Below are 16,552 nucleotides of genomic sequence, written 5' to 3'. Positions count from 1 at the left end.
CCGCTGCCGCGCCGGTCTGTCCTCTCCATTCGCTTGAGGGCGAATGGAGAGGTGAGGTCGAGAGATGCGCGGCCGACTGTGTAACCCCACTCCCTCCTACGCCTGACGGCGCGGCCCCTTCCCTCTCCCCGAGGGAGAGGGCGGCAACCTAGCCAAACCCGCCGTCCGCCACCTTCACGAACTGGGCCCTACCCGCCAACGGCGCGAACAAATCCGCTTCGGTGCCGGTCATGAAGGCCTGAAGGCCGAGGGCTTCGATCTCGTCGAACAGGGCCGCGCGGCGGGCCGTGTCGAGGTGGGCCGGGGCCTCGTCGAGGAGGAGGATCGGGGCCGCGCTCTGGCCGGACAGACGGGTGATCTGGGCGAGGATCAGGTTGAGGACCAGAGCTTTCTGCTCGCCGGACGACCCCTCGGCGGCGGGGCGGTTCTTCTCGCGATGCAGGGCGGTCAGGTCAGAGCGATGCGGACCGAACAGGGAGCGGCCGGCGGCGGCGTCGCGGGCGCGGGATCGCGCCATGCCGTCGCGGATGAGGGCGGCGAGAGTGTCGGCATCCGCGCCGTCGGCGGCCAGGACTTCGGCCTCTCCGGTCAGGCCAAGGTCGGCCTGGGGGAAGGGGCGGTCGTTGCGGGCGTCGATGGCGGTCTGGAGCGTCCGCAGCGCGGCGGCGCGGGCCAGGGCGGCGGCGGCCCCGGCCTGACCCAGCCGGATCTCCAGCGCGTCGAGCCACAGGGGGTCGGCGGCGCGACCCTCCGCTCCATCCGTGAGCAGGCGCAGCCGCTCGCGCAGGGCCTTTTCATAGCCGGCAACGGACGCCGCGTGATCGGGATTGGCGGCGAAGACCAGCCGGTCGAAGAATTTCAACCGCGCGGCGCGGGCGTCGGAGAACAACCGGTCCTGCTCGGGCGTGGCCCAGACGGGGCGCAGGTGGTCGAGCAGGCGACCGGGCTGGGCCGTCTCGCCGTCGATGCGGACGATGCGACGGGCGGCACCGGGGGACTGGACGCCCGTGCCGAGCTTCGTTTCGCCCTCGCCATCGGTGAGGACGGCGGCGACGGCCCAGGCGCGACCGGTCGCCTCGCCGGGTTCGCGCCGGCCCATCTCGGGCGCCGTGGCACCTCGCAGCCCCTTGCCGGGCGTGAAGAGGCTGAGCGCCTCCAGCAGGTTGGTCTTGCCGGCGCCGTTCGGCCCATGAAGCACCACCGCCCCCGCCGCGATGGGCAGGGTGGCCGAACCGTAGGACCGGAAGTCTGTGAGGGTGAGGGAGGTGATCAAGCGTGGGTGAAAAGTGGCTGGTGACTGGTGAGTAGAAGAACGGCGCGCACCGCTGGCGACCGGGTGAATTCCGCCCGCAGTCCAGCAATCACCAATCACTACCCACTAATCACTTCGCCTCACACCCGCAGCGGCATCAGCACGTACTGGACGCCCGGATCGCCCGGATCGAGGACAAGGGTCGGGCTGGCCGGGTCGGCGAATTTGAAGTGGGCGGTTTCGCCGGTGATCTGGCCGGCGACGTCGAGCAGGTAGCGGGCGTTGAAGCCGATCTCGAAGGGCTCTTCCGAATAGCCGATCTCGACTTCCTCGACGCCCTGACCGGCCTCCATGTTGCGGACGGTCAGGGTGACGCGGTCCAGCTCGAAGGCCAGTTTCACCGAACGGCTCTTTTCCGCCGAGATAGTGGCGACGCGGTCGACGGCCTTGGAGAACAGGGCGTTGTCGATGTCGGCCTGCTTGTCGTTCCCCTTGGGGATGACGCGCATGTAGTCAGGGAAGGCGCCGTCGATGACCTTTGAGGTCAGGGAGGCCTCGCCGAACTCGAAGCGGATCTTCTGGGGGCTGACCTGCACCTCGACAGCGCCGGCGCCGTCATCCAGCAGGCGGCGGACCTGATCGACGGTCTTGCGCGGGACGATGACGCCCGGGCCGCCGGCGGCGCCTTCAGGGGCCGGGGTCTCGGCGAGGGCCAGACGGTGCCCGTCGGTGGCCACGGCGCGCAGCAGCGGAATGCCGCCCTCGGCCACCGTGTGCAGATACAGGCCGTTCAGATAGTAGCGGGTCTCTTCGGTCGAGACGGCGAAGCGGGTCTTGTCGATCAGCCGGGCCAGGTCTTCCTTCGTCAGAGTGAAGCGGGCGCCCGTGGTCTCGGTCGACATGACCGGGAAGTCGCCGGCCGGCAGGACCGGCAGGTTGAACTTGGACCGACCGGCCTGGACCAGCAGGCGGGGGTCGTCGCCCGAATAGGACAGGGACACCTCGGCGCCGTCCGGCAGCTTGCGGACGATTTCGTACAGGGTGTGGGCCGGGGCGGTGATCTGGCCCTCGACGTTCACGGTGGCGTCGGCCTCGTCGACCATCTCCATGTCGAGATCGGTGGCCGCGAAGCTGAGCTTGTCACGGCCCGCCGACAGCAGGACGTTGGAGAGGATCGGAATGGTGTTGCGACGCTCGACGACGCTCTGGACGTGCCCGAGGGCCTTCAGAAGCGCGGAACGTTCGATGGTCAGTTGCATGTCGTCTCGCCCCGCGGCGACTCACCGAGAGCCGCCGGTAAACTATGGGGTATGGACACTAGCGGATTAGCGGGCCGGAGCAAGGAAGTGGCGAGTGACGAGTGGCGAGTGGCGAGTGAATAGGTGTGGAACAGTCGGCGCCGCTGTGGAACGCCCGTTCTCGTCACTCATCACTCGCCACTGCGGCGTCAGCCGCGCAGCTTGCGGGTCAGGGCCTCGACGTCGCGGGCGATCTGTTCGTCCTGGGCGATCAGCTCCTCGATCTTGCGGACGCCGTGCAGGACCGTGGTGTGGTCGCGCCCGCCGAAGCGGCGGCCGATGTCCGGGTAGGAGCGGGTCGTGTGCTGCTTGCACAGATACATGGCGATCTGGCGCGGGCGGGCGACCGAACGGGTGCGGCGCTCCGACAGCAGGTCGGCCTGCTTGAGGGTGAAGTGTTCGGCGACGGTCTTCTGGATCTCGTCGACGGTGATGCGGCGCTCCGGCCCGCCGCGCAGGGCCGAGCCGAGCAGGCCTTGCGCCTCATCGACGGTCAGGGCCGACAGGCGGCCGGCGGCGACGGCGGCCAGGGTGTTCACGGCGCCTTCCAGCTCACGCATCGAGCCGGGCGTGCGATCGACCAGATGCTCGAGCACGTCGGGACGGACCTCGCCCGAGACGACGCCCAGCTTCGCCAGGGCCTCGATGCGGTTGCGGGCCACGGCCAGCTTGAGCGAGCGATCCGCCGGTTCGACCGGGCAGGTCAGGCCCGAGGCCAGATGGCTGCGCAGGCGCGGCTCGACCTCGGTCAGGGCCATCGGCGGCTTGTCAGCCGAGAGGATGATCTTCTTGCCGTCCTCGATCAGGGCGGTCAGCGTCGAGAGCAGTTCTTCCTGGGTCGAGGCCTTGCCGCCGACGAACTGGACGTCGTCGATCAGCAGCATGTCGGCCGAGCGCAGGCTGTCCTTGAAGGCGGCGGTCGAGCGGTCCTGCATGGCGCGCACGAAGGTCGACAGGAAGCGTTCGGCGGTCAGATAGACCACCCTGGCGTCCGGACGCAGGCGCTGGGCCTCCCAGGCGATGGCGTTCAGCAGGTGGGTCTTGCCGTAGCCGTAGGGGCCGCAGAAGAAGATCGGGTTGAAGTGACCGTCAGCCCAGGCGGCGGCCTGACGGGCGATGGCCAGGGCGAAGGCGTTGCCCTGACCTTCCACGAAGCTGTCGAAGGTCAGGCGGTCCTGCAGACCGGCGGCGCGCACGGCGCGGGCGCCGTCGGCGACCGGGGCGACCGTGGCCAGGGGCATGGAGGCGTGGGGCATCGCGACGACATTGCCCGACAGGGCCGAAGGGGCGGCGCGGCCGGCGGCGACCTGCGAGGCCGGGGCGACCGAGCCCATCTCGGCGCGGCAGCGGACGTCCAGACGACGGGCCTGGGCGTCGAGGCCCAGCCACAGCTCGTTCATGCGACGCAGGGCGTTCTTGCGCACCCAGTCACGGGCATAGGCGGTCGGGGTGACGAGGATCAGTTGACCCGAGTCGTCCACGCGCACGGCCGACGGCGCGATATAGGAACTGAACGCCCCCTCGCCGATCTCACCGCGCAGCCGTCCGGCCGCTTCGGTCCAGATATGATCCGGATCCGTCATCCCCGCCATCATTGCGCTCCCCATCATCGGTCAGCCACCCGCCGCAAAAATCCATCACGCGACGCCCTTCTGAACCGGCCGATGCAGGGACGACTTCTCCTGCCCGGTGCGACGAAGCCGCCGCCCGGATGGGGTCGTTCTCTCGATCAGACGGCTCACGCCAGTGCGGAACAGGGTTCCGCGCCGTCTTCATCCGTGTGGGGATGGAAGTGCGTCAGCCCCTTGAACTTACGCCCGGCGAAGGGCGGGTCAACGCTGATTCGAGACTCAATTTGCAGTTAAAATTGTTGACTCCCGCAAGTGCTGTCACCGCCTTGGGAAATCCAGATTTCGCCACAGAAGCGAGCGCCGTTTCGCGTGATAACGGTTACCGCCGCACGCGCAAACGGCGAGGGAGCTTGCGCGCCCTCGCCGTTGAAATCGCTCGTGTTTACCATGACAGGCCTGTGAAAGGCCGTCCGGCGCCCGAAAATCAGGCGGCCGACATCTTCTTCAGTTGCGCGGCCAGGCGCGAGACCTTGCGCGAGCCGGTGTTCTTGTGAACGACGCCCTTCGACACAGCGCGCATCAGCTCCGATTGAGCTTCGACGAACGCGGTCCTGGCGGCGCCGGCGTCACCACCGGTGACCGCTTCCTGGAACTTGCGCAGGAAGGTGCGGACGCGCGTGCGGCGCGCCTTGTTCACTTCGGTGCGGGCGGCGATCTTGCGGATCGCTTTCTTGGCGCCGGGATTGTTGGCCATCAGTCAAACCTTCGAACGGAAAACGCCGCGGAACTCACATCCACGGCGTGCGGAAATCTCAAGAGCGCGCGGCTATAGCGGAAAGGGTCGGGGGGATCAAGGCGAGTCTGACTCGGATTCCGTGTCCCCTCATCCCCGCCTCCAGCGCTGCAGGTGATCCAGCACATCCTCGACCAGCTGGTCGCGGGTGAAGCCGGTGACGTCCCGGGCGCGACCGGCGTCGTCCGAGCGGGCGGACAGCCGCCACTCCATGGTCCGGCGTCCCTCGGGCGCATCCAGGGCGCTGAGGGCCGGACGCGGACGCCGCAGCGCGGAGAGCCGGTAGTGGAAGGCCCGGCCCTCGGTCACATCGACGGTGAGGGACGCCCCGCCCTCGTCGGCGACGGCCTCGGCGGCCAACCCCTCATCCCGCAGGCCGTCCCGCACGCTCTCCAGCGCCGGAACGCCGGCGCGGGCCAACTGGCGATCGATCTCCTTGCGGGAGGCCGGCGAGAATATCCGCTTGAGCTGCTCGGACAGAGGCGGTGCCTCGGTCTCCAGCGTCCGCCCGGAAAGGTCCGCGTTCATCTGGCGCACCAGACCGACCGAGATCAGGATCATGATGACGGTGAACGGCAGGGCCGCCACGAGCGTGGCCGCCTGCAGCGCGCCCAGACCGCCGGCCAGCAGCAGCAAGGCCGCCACCAGCCCCAGCAGCAGGCACCAGTAGAGCCGCTGCCATTTCGGCGTCTCGTCCGCCCCTCCGGAGGCGATGGTGTCTATGACAAGGGCCCCGGAATCCGCCGAGGTGACGAAGAAAACGGCCACCAGCATGATCGCCAGGGTCGAGGTGATGGCGGCGCCGGGCAGCTGCTCGAGGAAGTGGAACAGGGCGGTCGAGAGGTCGGCCGTCACGGCCTGGGAGATGGCCCCGGCCGCCGCCCCCATGTCCAGGCTGATGGCGGTGTTCCCGAAGACCGTCATCCAGAGGAAGGTGAAGCCCGCCGGGACCAGCAGGACGTTCAGGATGAACTCCCGCACCGTGCGACCGCGCGAGATGCGGGCGATGAACATGCCGACGAAGGGCGACCAGGCGATCCACCAGGCCCAGTAGAACAGCGTCCAGTCCGCCATCCACGCCCGCGGCTCATAGGCGTACATCAGGAAGCTGCGCTCGAAGAAATGGTCGAGGTAGAAGCCGAAATTCTGGACCAGCGCCTTGAACAGGAAGCCGGTCGGCCCGACCGCCAGCACGAATATCATCAGCAGGACGGCCAGCGTCAGGTTCAGCTCGGACAGGCGCCGCACCCCCTTGCCCACCCCGCTGAGCACCGACAGCGTCGCCGCCGCCATGACCACGGCGATCAGCCCGACCTGCACCCAGACGGTGTTGGGGATGCCCAGCAGATAGGACAGGCCGCTGTTCATCTGGGACACGCCGAACCCCAGCGAGGTGGCGATGCCGAAGGCCGTGCCCCAGATGGCGAAGATGTCGACGGCGTCGCCCAACGGCCCGTTCACCCGCTTGCCCAGCAGCGGCGACAGGCCCGAGCGCAGGGTCAGGGGCAGGTTCTTCCGGTAGGCGAAGAAGGCCAGGCTGAGCCCGACCAGACCGTAGATCGCCCAGGCATGGACGCCGTAGTGAAAGAAGGTGATGCCCATGGCCTCGCGGGCGGCGGAAAAGGTGCCGCCCTGTTCAGCCGGCGGGTTGATGAAATGCTGGATCGGCTCGGCGACGCCGAAATACATCAGGCCGATGCCCATCCCCGCCGCGAACAGCATCGCCAGCCACGAGATGTAGGGAAAGTCCGGCTCGGCGTCGTCCGGCCCCAGCTTCAGCGCCCCGGTCGGCCCGACGGCGAGGATCAGGACCAGACCGAGGAAGCCCGCGACGGCGGCGATGTAGAACCAGCCGAAGGTGTCGATCACCCACGCCTGGGCGGCCTGAAACACCCTGTCGGAAGCGCCCGGCGCGAGCAGGGCGAGGAGGAGGAGCAGCCCGATAATCAGGCTCGCCCCCCAGAAGACGCGGGGGTTCATCTTGGCTTTGAGCATGGAGCTCAAGCGTCACCGTGGCCGGAGGGTTCCCGGCGGCGGGTGAAAAGGGGATGGGGGGAGAGGGGGCCTTGAGCAGGCCGCGTCCCGTCACGCCGCCCGGCGGGCGGCGTAGGTTCCGTTCGGCAGGGCCGTGATCTCGGCATAGCGGACGAGGACGCCCAGCGCCTGGACCACGCGCTGTTCGATTTTCTTGCCGCCCTGCCTGAAGGCCCGCGACACGGCGACGGCGTCCATCGGGGCGGACGAGGCCTGAAGCACGGCGCGGATGGCCATGACCTGTTCGCCCTTCTCCTTCGGGAAGGCGGGCAACCCCTTGTCGATGGCGACGACCTTGTCCTGAAGGTCCAGTTGGCCGGACTTCGGCGCGGCCGCGCCCTTGGCGAAGCGGGGGATCTGGTAGTCGGGACGAAGCCAGCGGACGTGGCCGGCCGCCTCCTCCGCCGCGCGTTCGGCGTTCAGGGCGACGAGGCGTTCGAGGATTTGTTCGTCGGTCAGGTCGTGGGGCCAGCCGTAGGCGTCGGCGGTCGCCCGGTCGATCTGGTCGTGCAGGTCCTTGAGGATCAGCACCCGGCCGCGATCCTTGACGTCCTCGTCCCTGGCGTCGAGCGGCGTCCCGGCGCGGACCTTTTCCAGCACATTGTAGAGGCCGGTCAGGGTCAGGTCCGGATGCTCGGCCTGCACCGTCTTGCGCGTAGCGTCGAGCTCCTCACCCAGCGCGCGGAGGGTGACGCGGATCGCGTCGGATGGGTCGGGGAAGGGGAACTTACCGAAGCAATCGGAATGATTGTAGTTGGAGTCATTCCCGACACCGAGCCAGCCGCCGGTTCTCCGAGCCCATTGAATGTGGTGTGTGGAACTAAGCACCGCGAGCGTTTCCGCCCCATCCATAGCGATGGCGACTATTTTAGCGTCGGCAATGAACTCATTGGAAACGAAACTGAACAGGCGATGCTTCGCTGTTCTGCAGGTCACAATGAAACGTTCGAGTCCAGACAGAGCCTCCCGCATTCGCGACCTCGGCTCTGCATAGATCCAGAACTTATCGCGATAGCTTTGCCTGTTCTTAAGTAGCCTCTCGGGTCGCACTCGCTCCAAAATGATCTGGAAAAGAGCCGGATAGCGCTCTCGTGCCTCGCGTTCTGTCAGACCATAGAAGTCGATGATGAACCGAGTTTGCGGACGCTGCACGAGGTCGCGACCGATCAGGTACTTTTTGAGCACAGGCGGTAAGTCGTCGACTGCATATCCCAAGAAATCGAGCTCAGACGGTTCGAGGCGGAAGCCCTCGCCTAGAGGGGTGACGCCCTGATGGGATAGATCCAAGTCCGCGCGGAGATAGTCAGTACCTACGACGTCCGAACCGACTGACAGATCGGACGAGATGCGGCCGAGCCTGCGAGAAAACTCCAAACGCGGCTCGTCGGTACCCAAATCAGCTTCGCCGATAACCTGCAAATGCTCGCCTTGGCGGTTTCCCATCTCCGCGACAGTCATTGCAATGCGGACCTGTGCCGAACTTGAATCCGCTTTGGTCCAAGGATGGTCGGGCACCGCATAAATCAGGCTGACCGGTACTTTGGCCTTTAGATGCGCTTCAATGATGCGTCGGTTGAAGGTTTGCGTAATTGAGTTCGTGGTAACGAGGCCAAATCGCCTCAACGACGAGCGCTTCTTGCCCATGACCTCTGCCGCCCGCTCCCACCAGAACATGACAAAATCGATGCCATCGCCAATATTTGGATAGGTGGCGCGCAGGCTTTCCACATAGGCTTCTCCAAGCCTATCGCGCATCCGCTTGTTGCCAATAAACGGCGGGTTCCCGACGATAAATTCCGCGTCCGGCCACTCTGGCCGGCGCGGATTCGGATAGATTTCGGAGGCCGAAGCAGTGTAATCTGATCGGTGATCGGTGATCGGTGATCGGCCTGAGTTGCGTCTGCGGATAGCCGTCCCACGTCAGCACTGCATCCTTGTTCTGGATGTTGCCGAAGGCCTTGAGGATCGGCTCAGCCGGGTGCTCCGAGCGGTTGCGGTAGTGCTGCTGCAGATAGCCGATCCACAGCACAAGTTCAGCGATCGCTGCGGCGCGGACGTTGAGTTCGATGCCCAGGAACTGATGCGGGTCGACAGTCTCAAACCCGATGCCCTCGGTCTCGCCCAACTCGGCCAGAGCCTCCAGCACCTCGCCCTCCAGCCGTTTCATCAGCTCCAGTGAGACGTAAAGGAAGTTGCCGGTGCCGCAGGCCGGGTCAAGAACTCGGGTGGTGCAGAGCTGGTGATGGAAGGCACGGACGGCGGCGACAGCCTCCTTGGGCTCGCCGCGCTCACGCGCATCAGCGGCCTTCATCAGGGCCGCGTTCCAGTCCTCGCGCAACGGCTCCATGACTGTCACCTCAACGAGGCGCTCGACATAGGACCGAGGCGTGTAATGTGCCCCGAGCGCACGACGCTCCTTGGGGTCCAAGGCCTGTTCGACAAGGGTGCCGAAGATGGCGGGCTCTACGTAGCGCCAATCGTGCTTCGACGCCGCCAGAAGTTCGCCGATCTCTTCCCGCGTCATGGGGAAGGCGCGCGGATTATGGAACAGACCGCCGTTGAACCAACGCAGGTGCTCTGCGAAGCCGGAATAGAAGCGGCCGGCGTAGTCCTCGGAATCCATGCGACGCCACAGATCCTCCAGCATGGGCGCGAAGCTTTCGGGGCTGTCGAGCCTATCCTTTAGCAAGGCGGTGAACTTGCCTCTGGGCAGAAGGTCCACGTCTTCGGCGAACATCGTGAAGATGCAGCGCATCAGGAAATGGGCGACCTCCTCGGGCGGATGGTTGCGCTCCAGACGGCGTGAGACTGCGGCGAGGCGTTCCGCGATCTGACGCGTAACCCGGGCGGACTCGCGGGTGGGGTCGAGAGACTGCGGATCGGTCCAGATCGCCTTCAGGCGGGTGACGACCTTGTCGTCCCGCAAATCCTCCAGCCGGATGCGGAAGCCTTTGCGGTCCGGGAACGGGGAATAGGCCCGGCCGCTGCCCGAGAAGTCCGCATAGACCTGGAACACGTAGCCCACGTCGCAGACAATGATGAACGGCGGGGCGGGATGGTCCGGCGGGAGGCGGAAGACATAGTCCTCGGCCTGTTTGCGCGCATTTCGCATCAGGGTGTCCCAGCGCCCCTCGCCGGCGGCGGTGGAGGCGGCCTCGACCTCGGAGAACAGACGAGGCTGGTCGTCGCGATGGGCGGCGCGGGACTGTTTGGCTTCAAGGATGAAGCAGCCGCGCTTGTAGAGGTCGATGCGCAGGGTCGAGGCCATGCCTTCGGACTCGCGGCGCTTCACGCCCCGCTCGAACACATAGTCGTTGGACCGGGTGTCGTCACTGGCCGGGTCGGGGCGCGGCAGGTCCAGCGCCTCGCACAGTTCGGTCAGGAACATCTGGTAGTTGGCGCGCTCGGCGCCGCCGCGCGCCTGGCTCCAGCGTTCGATGAAGGCGTTGATGTCCAAGCGTCTGCTCCCCTGCCTTCACACTCAACGCTTCGCCCGGACGTTGCAAGCGGGGTCTGTGCCTGAGGCCTGAGCCCCTCCCCCCCGCTTCGCGCGGTCCCCCTCCCCCGGTGGGGGAGGAATGGCGGTCCCCCTCCCCATCGCGAAGCGACGGGGAGGAGACGGTTGTGGGCTTACTGGCCCGTGAAGTTGGGTTTCCGCTTTTCGACGAAGGCGGCCATGCCTTCCTTCTGGTCGTCGAAGGCGAAGAGGGAGTGGAACAGGCGGCGCTCGAACTGGACGCCTTGGGTCAAGGTGGTTTCGAGGGCGGCGTTGACCATTTCCTTGTTGGCCATGACGGCCAGCGGGCTCTGGCTCGCGATCTTCGCGGCGATCTTGCGGGTCTCGGCCAGCAGGTCGTCATGGGGGACGACGCGGGAGGCGAGGCCGGCGCGCTCGGCCTCGGCGGCGTCCATCATGCGGGCGGTCAGGACCATGTCCATCGCCTTGGACTTGCCGACCAGACGGGTCAGGCGCTGGGAGCCGCCGATGCCGGGGGCGACGCCGAGGTTGATCTCGGGCTGGCCGAACTTCGCCTTCTCACTGGCGATGATGAAGTCGCAGAGCATGGCCAGCTCGCAGCCGCCGCCGAGGGCGAAGCCGTTGACCGCCGCGATGACCGGCTTGCGGAAGCGGGTGATGCGGTCGTGGCCGAGGGCGAAATAGTTGCCCGTGTACATCTGGGCGTAGGACTGCCCGGCCATCTCCTTGATGTCGGCGCCGGCGGCGAAGGCCTTGTCGCCCGAACCGGTCAGGATCAGGCAGCGCACGCTGTCGTCATGCTCGACGCTGTCGAGGAAGGCGGCGATGTCGGCGAACAGGGCCGAGTTCAGCGCGTTCAGCGCCTCGGGCCGGTTCAGGGTGACCACCGCATAGCCGTCGTCGTGACGCTCGATCAGGATGTTGGCGTAGGTGTCCATGGAAGACGCTCCGTCGGCGGGTGAAGAGTGAGGGGTGAGTAGTGAGTAGCGGGAGCGGCGGCAACGGTCGATGTCCGCGCCAGTCACGACTCACCACTCACTCTTCACCTGCCCTTGATCAGCGCCGCCGGACCAGCAGCAGGGTCAGGATCGTCCGCACGCCCTCGGCGAGCAGGATCTCGATCAGCAGGAGATTGGCGAGCAGCATGGGCGCGCGGCTGAACATCGTCGTCCCGATGCCGACGGCGTACTGGCTCTCGATCCAGACGGCGAAGCCCCACAGGCCGAGCAGGGTCACGACCACGAGGGTGATCAGGACGACGAGCGCGACCTGACCCGCGACGAGAGCAGCTTCGGTCAGGGCCTGATCCCGGGCCGGGCGGTGGCGGCGCTGGAACCAGGCCATGGCGGCGGCCAGCGCGCCCTCGACGATGACGAAGACGATCAGGGCGATCAGGAAGGCCAGACCGGTCGCGCGCGCGGGGTGCGGGTGGGCGGGATCGAGCAGGATCGGCACGACCCGGGCCGCATAGGCGCCCCAGACCAGAAGGCCCGCGAGCAGGCTGGCCCAGAGTTGTTTCTCGCGCAGGCTCATGGGGCTGCTACGGCCCCTCGACCTTGTAGCCCGCCTGACGCAGCAGGGTCGGCAGGCCGTCCTCGCCGACCATATGGGCCGCGCCGGCGATGACGACGACGCGGCGTTCGGTGTCCATCATCCGCTTGAGCGCCGGCATCCAGCCGTTGTTCCGGTCGACGAGGATGACCTGATACAGGCGCGGCGCCTCGGCCTTCATCGCGGCCATGTCGTCAAGAATCGGCTGGAGGTCGCCCCGGACCCAGGCGTTCTCGATCTCCATGTCGAGTTCGGTTTCCTCATCGAGGGCGTCCAGGGTCTCGATCAGCAACTGCTCGCCCTCGGCGTCGCCGGCCTCGGCGAGCGCCTGCATGGTGGCGTGGAGCAGGGCGTCGGTGTCGAGAGCCTCGGTGCGCTGGTCAGGGCGCAGGGCCGTCTCGATGGTGGTGTCGACCCCCAGATCGCCCGACCGGCCCCGGGCCTCATCCGCCCCCATGTCCAGCATCATGGCGGCGGCCCAGGGGCGCAGCATGTCGAACATCGGGGGCTCGAACCCCTGCGCCTTCGCATGGGCGAGGGCCCGGGCGTAGGTCTCCGCGCTGACGACGGCATGCAGGGGCTGCGGGCTGACCAGATAGCGCAGCATGGGCATGAAGGCCGCCGTCTCCTCGTCTTCGGAGGCGGGCGTCAGGATTTCAAAGACGACGAGATCGGCCCCGGCCAGAGCCTTGTCGAGCGCCTCGCTGCGCCAGTCGACGCCCTCGGGCAGGGCGTGGATGGAGCCGAACAGGACCATCTCGGTGTCCGCATCGCTGACCCGCCAGACCGGCGGATCGGCGCGGGCCACGGCCGGGGAGACCACGCAGAGCGCGAGGGCCGCGAGGCCGGAAATCCACCACTGACGCATGCACACTCCCTTCGACCCGTCAGTCGTGCCGGAAAACCCGGGCGGGAGCTAGCGCTTCTGGCAGGACGGACAGAAGAAGGTCGAGCGGCCGGACTGGACGATGCGTTTGACCACGCCGGTGCAGCCTTCAGCGCGGCAGGGTTCGCCCTCGCGGCCGTAGACGTCGAAGCGGTGCTGGAAATAGCCCTGCCCGCCCTCGGCGTTGGCGAAGTCGCGCAGGGTCGAACCGCCCGCCTCGATGGCGTCGTTCAGGACATCGCGGATGACGGCGGCGAGGGTTTCGAGGCGGGGGCGGGAAACCTTGCCAGCGGCGACCAACGGCGAGATGCGGGCGCGGTACAGGGCCTCGCAGACGTAGATATTGCCCAGACCGGCGACGAGCCGCTGGTCCAGGAGGCTGACCTTGATGTTCTGCTTGCGGCCCGCGAACACCTCCGACAGGTGGGCGCCGGAGAAGGCGTTGCCCAGCGGCTCGGGCCCCATGCCCGCGAACCACGGATGGGCTTCCACCTGATCGGTGGGGATCAGGCCCATGAAGCCGAAGCGGCGGGCGTCGGCGAAGCCCACGCGATGGGTGACGCCGTTCAGGGTGGTGCAGAAGCTCATGTGCTCGTGCTTGCCCGCGATGGGGGCGGGCTCCTCGAACTCGCCCAGCTGGCGGCCGTCGAGGGTGAAGCGGCCGGTCATGCCGAGGTGGGTCACCCAGGTCTCGCCGGTCGAAAGCCGCATCAGCAGATATTTGGCCCGCCGGTCAATCCGCTCGACCACCGCGCCGTCCAGCCGTTCCGGGAAGCGGTCGGGGAAGGGGAAACGCAGGTCGGGACGGTTCTGGCGCGTCCGATCCAGTCGCGCGCCCTCCATCACCGGCTGCAGGCCGCGTCGGACGGTTTCGACCTCGGGAAGTTCGGGCATGGGCGGCTTCGCGGTGGTTGGTGATCGGTGATTGGTGGGTGGCGCACAGCGGCCGGCGCCATCGGGGCTCCGGTGGTGAACCGGCGACCACCAATCACCAACCCCTAATCACCGGCCGGGCGCGACGCCTAGTCCTTGTAGACCGAGTGACAGCTCTGACAGCCGGCGCGGACCGTGGCCCACTGGGCCGAGAAGGCGGCGGCGTCATCGCCCTGCGAGAGCTGGGACAGGCGGTCGACGGCGGCGGAGAACTCGGCGGCTTTCGCATTGAAGCCGGCGCGATCCGTCCAGACGGCGGGTTTGGCGCCGGTGTCCACGGTGTCCGGATCGGTGCCTTCGGGGAACAGGTCCGGCAGGGTGTGCGCCCAGCGCGCCAGACCACGCACGGCGCCGCGCTGGGTCGAGGGCGCCTGACCGGCGTCGATAGCCGCCTTGATCCCGCCGACGACATTGCCGGACAGGATCATCCCCGCCTGACGGGCCTTCACCAGCGCCTCGGGCGCGCCCTGGGCGTTGGCGGCGCCGCCGAGGCACAGCAGGCCGACGGCGGACAGGATCAGCATTCTCTTCATGGGGTCTCCCTCCCGTTTCGGCGACGGTCGGGCGCGGCGGCGGCGCTGTCAATCGCGCCGCCTCTCGACGGCTGCACAGTTTCGGGTTTAGGTCCGCGCAACATCGGGAGAGGGCCGCATGACGGACGCCACCAACACGCCTGCAACGCCGGGCGGCAAACGCATTGAACTGACGATCCGGGCGCTGATCCTGGGCTGTCTTCTGGCGGTGATCTTCACCGCCGCCAACGTCTATCTGGGCCTGCGGGTCGGACTGACTTTCGCCTCGGCCATTCCGGCGGCGGTGATCGCCATGGCGGTAATGCGGACGTTCCGCACCTCGACCATCTGGGAAAACATGACGGTGCAGACCGTCGCCTCCGTCGGCGGGGCGATGAGCGCCATCATCTTCGTCCTGCCCGGCCTGATCATGGTCGGCGCCTGGCGCGAGTTCCCGATCTGGGAGTCGATCACCATCTGTCTGCTGGGCGGCATTCTGGGGGTCACCTTCTCGATCCCGCTGCGCCGGGCGCTGGTCGTCAACGGCGGCCTGCCCTACCCCGAAGGCGTGGCCGCGGCCGAGGTGCTGAAGGTCGGTTCGCGCGGCGCGGATCAGACCGAAAGCGCGGTGCGGGAAAACAAGGCCGGCCTGTGGGTCGTGGTCTGGTCGGCCGTCGCCTCTGCCCTGTTCGCCTTCCTGCAGGCGGCGCGCGTGTTCGCCGGTGAAGCCGCCCGCTTCGTCAAACTGCCCGCCGCGCTCGGCGGCGGCGCGACCGGTCTGGGCGCCGGGATGCAGTTCGCCCTGCTGGGCGCCGGTCACCTGATCGGCCTGACCGTGGGTCTGGCCCAGCTGTTCGGCCTGCTGGTCGCCTGGTTCATCATCGTTCCGATCATGACCTCGCCGGACTATGTCACCTGGACCGCCGGGATGGGTCTGGAATCGCTGGCCGCCAGCGTGGCGCCGGGCGCATCGGCCGCTGAACTGGCCAATACCGTGTGGCGCAACGAAGTCCGCTTCATGGGCGCGGGCGTCATCGGCGTGGCCGCCATCTGGACCCTGATCAAGCTGGCCGGCCCGCTGGTCGGCGGCCTGACCTCGGCGCTGGCCACCCAGGCAAGGCGCAAGGGCGGCGAAGTGCTGGACCGCACCGAGCAGGACATTCCGATCAACTGGGTCGGCAGCGTCTCCGTCGCCTGCGTGATCGGCATCGCGGCCCTGCTGGCCTTCGTCGCCAACACCCAGCCCGCGCTGGCCGCCACCGCCCCGATGCTGGTCGCGGGCGGCGTAGTCTATGTGGTCATCATCGGCTTCGCCGTGGCCGCCATCTGCGGCTACATGGCCGGTCTGATCGGTTCGTCGAACAGCCCGGTGTCGGGCGTCGGCATTCTGGCGATCGTGGTCGCTTCGCTGCTGATGCTCGCCGTCATCGCCATCGCGGGCGTTCCCGCCGATCCGGCCTTCATCACCTACGCCCTGATCGTCACCGCCATCGTCTTCGCCGTGGCCGTCATCGCCAACGACAACCTGCAGGACCTGAAGACCGGTCAGCTGGTGGCCGCCACGCCGTGGCGTCAGCAGACGGCCCTGATCGTCGGCGTGGTCGCCGGCGCCATCGTCATCCCCTTCGTGCTGAACGCCATGAACCGCGCGTTCGGCTTCGAGGGTGGACCGGTCGGCATCGCCTCGGAGCCGCTGGCGGCGCCGCAGGCGACCCTGATCTCGGCTCTGGCCAAGGGCGTCATCAGCGGCGACCTGCGCTGGGACCTGATCGGCGTCGGCGCCGTGATCGGCGTGGCCGTGATCATTCTGGACGCCGTGCTGAGCGCGACGACCAAGGGCAGGATCAAGCTGCCCCCGCTGGCCGTCGGCATCGGCTTCTACCTGCCCGCCGCCATCACGACGATGCTGGTCATCGGCGCGACCGCCGGCTGGCTTTACGAGAAGGCGCTGAAGGGCAAGTCGTTCGAGGAGGTCGGCAAGCGCATGGGCATCCTGATGGCCTCCGGCCTGATCGTCGGTGAAAGCCTGTTCGGCGTGCTGAACGCGGGCGTCATCGGCGGCACCGAAAACGAGGCGCCGTTCGCGGTCTTCGGCATCGGCGAGCACTGGCCGGAAGGCGGCGGCATGCTGACCGGCGCGCTGGTCTTCGGCCTGATCGCCCTAGCCCTGTACAACTGGATCAAGCGCCAGTCGGCCAAGGTTTGACCGCCCTCTGATCGCCGCTTTCGGCGGCGATAAGCGAA

13 protein-coding genes are annotated in these 16,552 nt (G+C 67.6%); 1 reads left to right on the top strand and 12 read right to left on the bottom strand.

What is annotated here, in order from left to right; genetic code table 11:
* Positions 1-148 precede the first annotated feature (148 nt).
* From recF to ACODRV_RS13620, 12 genes are all read right to left on the bottom strand, one after another.
* Positions 149-1,273, bottom strand: coding sequence for a DNA replication/repair protein RecF (gene recF / locus ACODRV_RS13675; RefSeq protein WP_488908680.1), 1,125 nt, complete (start codon positions 1,271-1,273; stop codon positions 149-151).
* A 119-nt stretch (positions 1,274-1,392) separates the two neighbouring features.
* Positions 1,393-2,511: a DNA polymerase III subunit beta gene (gene dnaN / locus ACODRV_RS13670; RefSeq protein ID WP_488908679.1), complete on the bottom strand. Its 1,119-nt coding sequence runs from the start codon at positions 2,509-2,511 to the stop codon at positions 1,393-1,395.
* Positions 2,512-2,699: 188 nt separating this feature from the next.
* Positions 2,700-4,133, bottom strand: coding sequence for a chromosomal replication initiator protein DnaA (dnaA, locus tag ACODRV_RS13665; RefSeq protein WP_488908678.1), 1,434 nt, complete (start codon positions 4,131-4,133; stop codon positions 2,700-2,702).
* A 472-nt stretch (positions 4,134-4,605) separates the two neighbouring features.
* Entirely contained in the window at positions 4,606-4,875 is a 270-nt protein-coding gene (gene rpsT / locus ACODRV_RS13660; protein WP_141625633.1) for a 30S ribosomal protein S20, read from the bottom strand.
* Between the two features lie 129 nt (positions 4,876-5,004).
* On the bottom strand, positions 5,005-6,909 hold the full coding sequence (locus ACODRV_RS13655) for a BCCT family transporter (protein ID WP_488908677.1): 1,905 nt from the start codon (positions 6,907-6,909) through the stop codon (positions 5,005-5,007).
* A gap of 90 nt (positions 6,910-6,999) precedes the next feature.
* Positions 7,000-8,703: a DNA methyltransferase family protein gene (locus ACODRV_RS13650; protein ID WP_488908676.1), complete on the bottom strand. Its 1,704-nt coding sequence runs from the start codon at positions 8,701-8,703 to the stop codon at positions 7,000-7,002.
* A complete protein-coding gene (locus tag ACODRV_RS13645) occupies positions 8,693-10,405 on the bottom strand; it encodes a type IIL restriction-modification enzyme MmeI (protein WP_488908675.1) in 1,713 nt (570 codons plus the stop codon). Before ACODRV_RS13645 ends, ACODRV_RS13650 begins: the two co-directional genes overlap by 11 nt.
* 173 nt (positions 10,406-10,578) lie before the next feature.
* Complete coding sequence (locus ACODRV_RS13640) at positions 10,579-11,364, bottom strand: enoyl-CoA hydratase-related protein (protein WP_488908674.1); 786 nt, start codon at positions 11,362-11,364, stop codon at positions 10,579-10,581.
* 118 nt (positions 11,365-11,482) lie between these two features.
* On the bottom strand, positions 11,483-11,959 hold the full coding sequence (locus tag ACODRV_RS13635) for a hypothetical protein (protein ID WP_488908673.1): 477 nt from the start codon (positions 11,957-11,959) through the stop codon (positions 11,483-11,485).
* Positions 11,960-11,966: 7 nt separating this feature from the next.
* Positions 11,967-12,845: a TraB/GumN family protein gene (locus tag ACODRV_RS13630; protein ID WP_488908672.1), complete on the bottom strand. Its 879-nt coding sequence runs from the start codon at positions 12,843-12,845 to the stop codon at positions 11,967-11,969.
* A 48-nt stretch (positions 12,846-12,893) separates the two neighbouring features.
* A complete protein-coding gene (gene mutM / locus ACODRV_RS13625) occupies positions 12,894-13,757 on the bottom strand; it encodes a bifunctional DNA-formamidopyrimidine glycosylase/DNA-(apurinic or apyrimidinic site) lyase (protein WP_488908671.1) in 864 nt (287 codons plus the stop codon).
* Positions 13,758-13,885: 128 nt separating this feature from the next.
* Positions 13,886-14,329, bottom strand: coding sequence for a c-type cytochrome (locus tag ACODRV_RS13620; protein WP_141625625.1), 444 nt, complete (start codon positions 14,327-14,329; stop codon positions 13,886-13,888).
* A 118-nt stretch (positions 14,330-14,447) separates the two neighbouring features.
* On the opposite strand from ACODRV_RS13620, the gene ACODRV_RS13615 reads away from it, so the two are divergent.
* On the top strand, positions 14,448-16,514 hold the full coding sequence (locus ACODRV_RS13615) for an OPT family oligopeptide transporter (protein WP_488908670.1): 2,067 nt from the start codon (positions 14,448-14,450) through the stop codon (positions 16,512-16,514).
* Positions 16,515-16,552: the final 38 nt, after the last annotated feature.

This window comes from Brevundimonas sp. FG8, from assembly GCF_057808845.1.
The sequence above is the reverse complement of the archived record's forward strand: the minus strand, read 5'-3'. Positions and strand labels throughout refer to the sequence as shown.

Bases quoted from the DNA above. Each gene is read 5' to 3' on its own strand.
- ACODRV_RS13630 (WP_488908672.1), bottom strand. From the start codon at position 12,845: ATGCGTCAGTGGTGGATTTCCGGCCTCGCGGCCCTCGCGCTCTGCGTG.
- dnaA (WP_488908678.1), bottom strand. From the start codon at position 4,133: ATGACGGATCCGGATCATATCTGGACCGAAGCGGCCGGACGGCTGCGC.
- ACODRV_RS13655 (WP_488908677.1), bottom strand. From the start codon at position 6,909: ATGCTCAAAGCCAAGATGAACCCCCGCGTCTTCTGGGGGGCGAGCCTG.
- ACODRV_RS13650 (WP_488908676.1), bottom strand. From the start codon at position 8,703: ATGCGCGATAGGCTTGGAGAAGCCTATGTGGAAAGCCTGCGCGCCACC.
- mutM (WP_488908671.1), bottom strand. From the start codon at position 13,757: ATGCCCGAACTTCCCGAGGTCGAAACCGTCCGACGCGGCCTGCAGCCG.
- ACODRV_RS13635 (WP_488908673.1), bottom strand. From the start codon at position 11,959: ATGAGCCTGCGCGAGAAACAACTCTGGGCCAGCCTGCTCGCGGGCCTT.
- ACODRV_RS13615 (WP_488908670.1), top strand. From the start codon at position 14,448: ATGACGGACGCCACCAACACGCCTGCAACGCCGGGCGGCAAACGCATT.
- ACODRV_RS13640 (WP_488908674.1), bottom strand. From the start codon at position 11,364: ATGGACACCTACGCCAACATCCTGATCGAGCGTCACGACGACGGCTAT.
- dnaN (WP_488908679.1), bottom strand. From the start codon at position 2,511: ATGCAACTGACCATCGAACGTTCCGCGCTTCTGAAGGCCCTCGGGCAC.
- rpsT (WP_141625633.1), bottom strand. From the start codon at position 4,875: ATGGCCAACAATCCCGGCGCCAAGAAAGCGATCCGCAAGATCGCCGCC.
- ACODRV_RS13620 (WP_141625625.1), bottom strand. From the start codon at position 14,329: ATGAAGAGAATGCTGATCCTGTCCGCCGTCGGCCTGCTGTGCCTCGGC.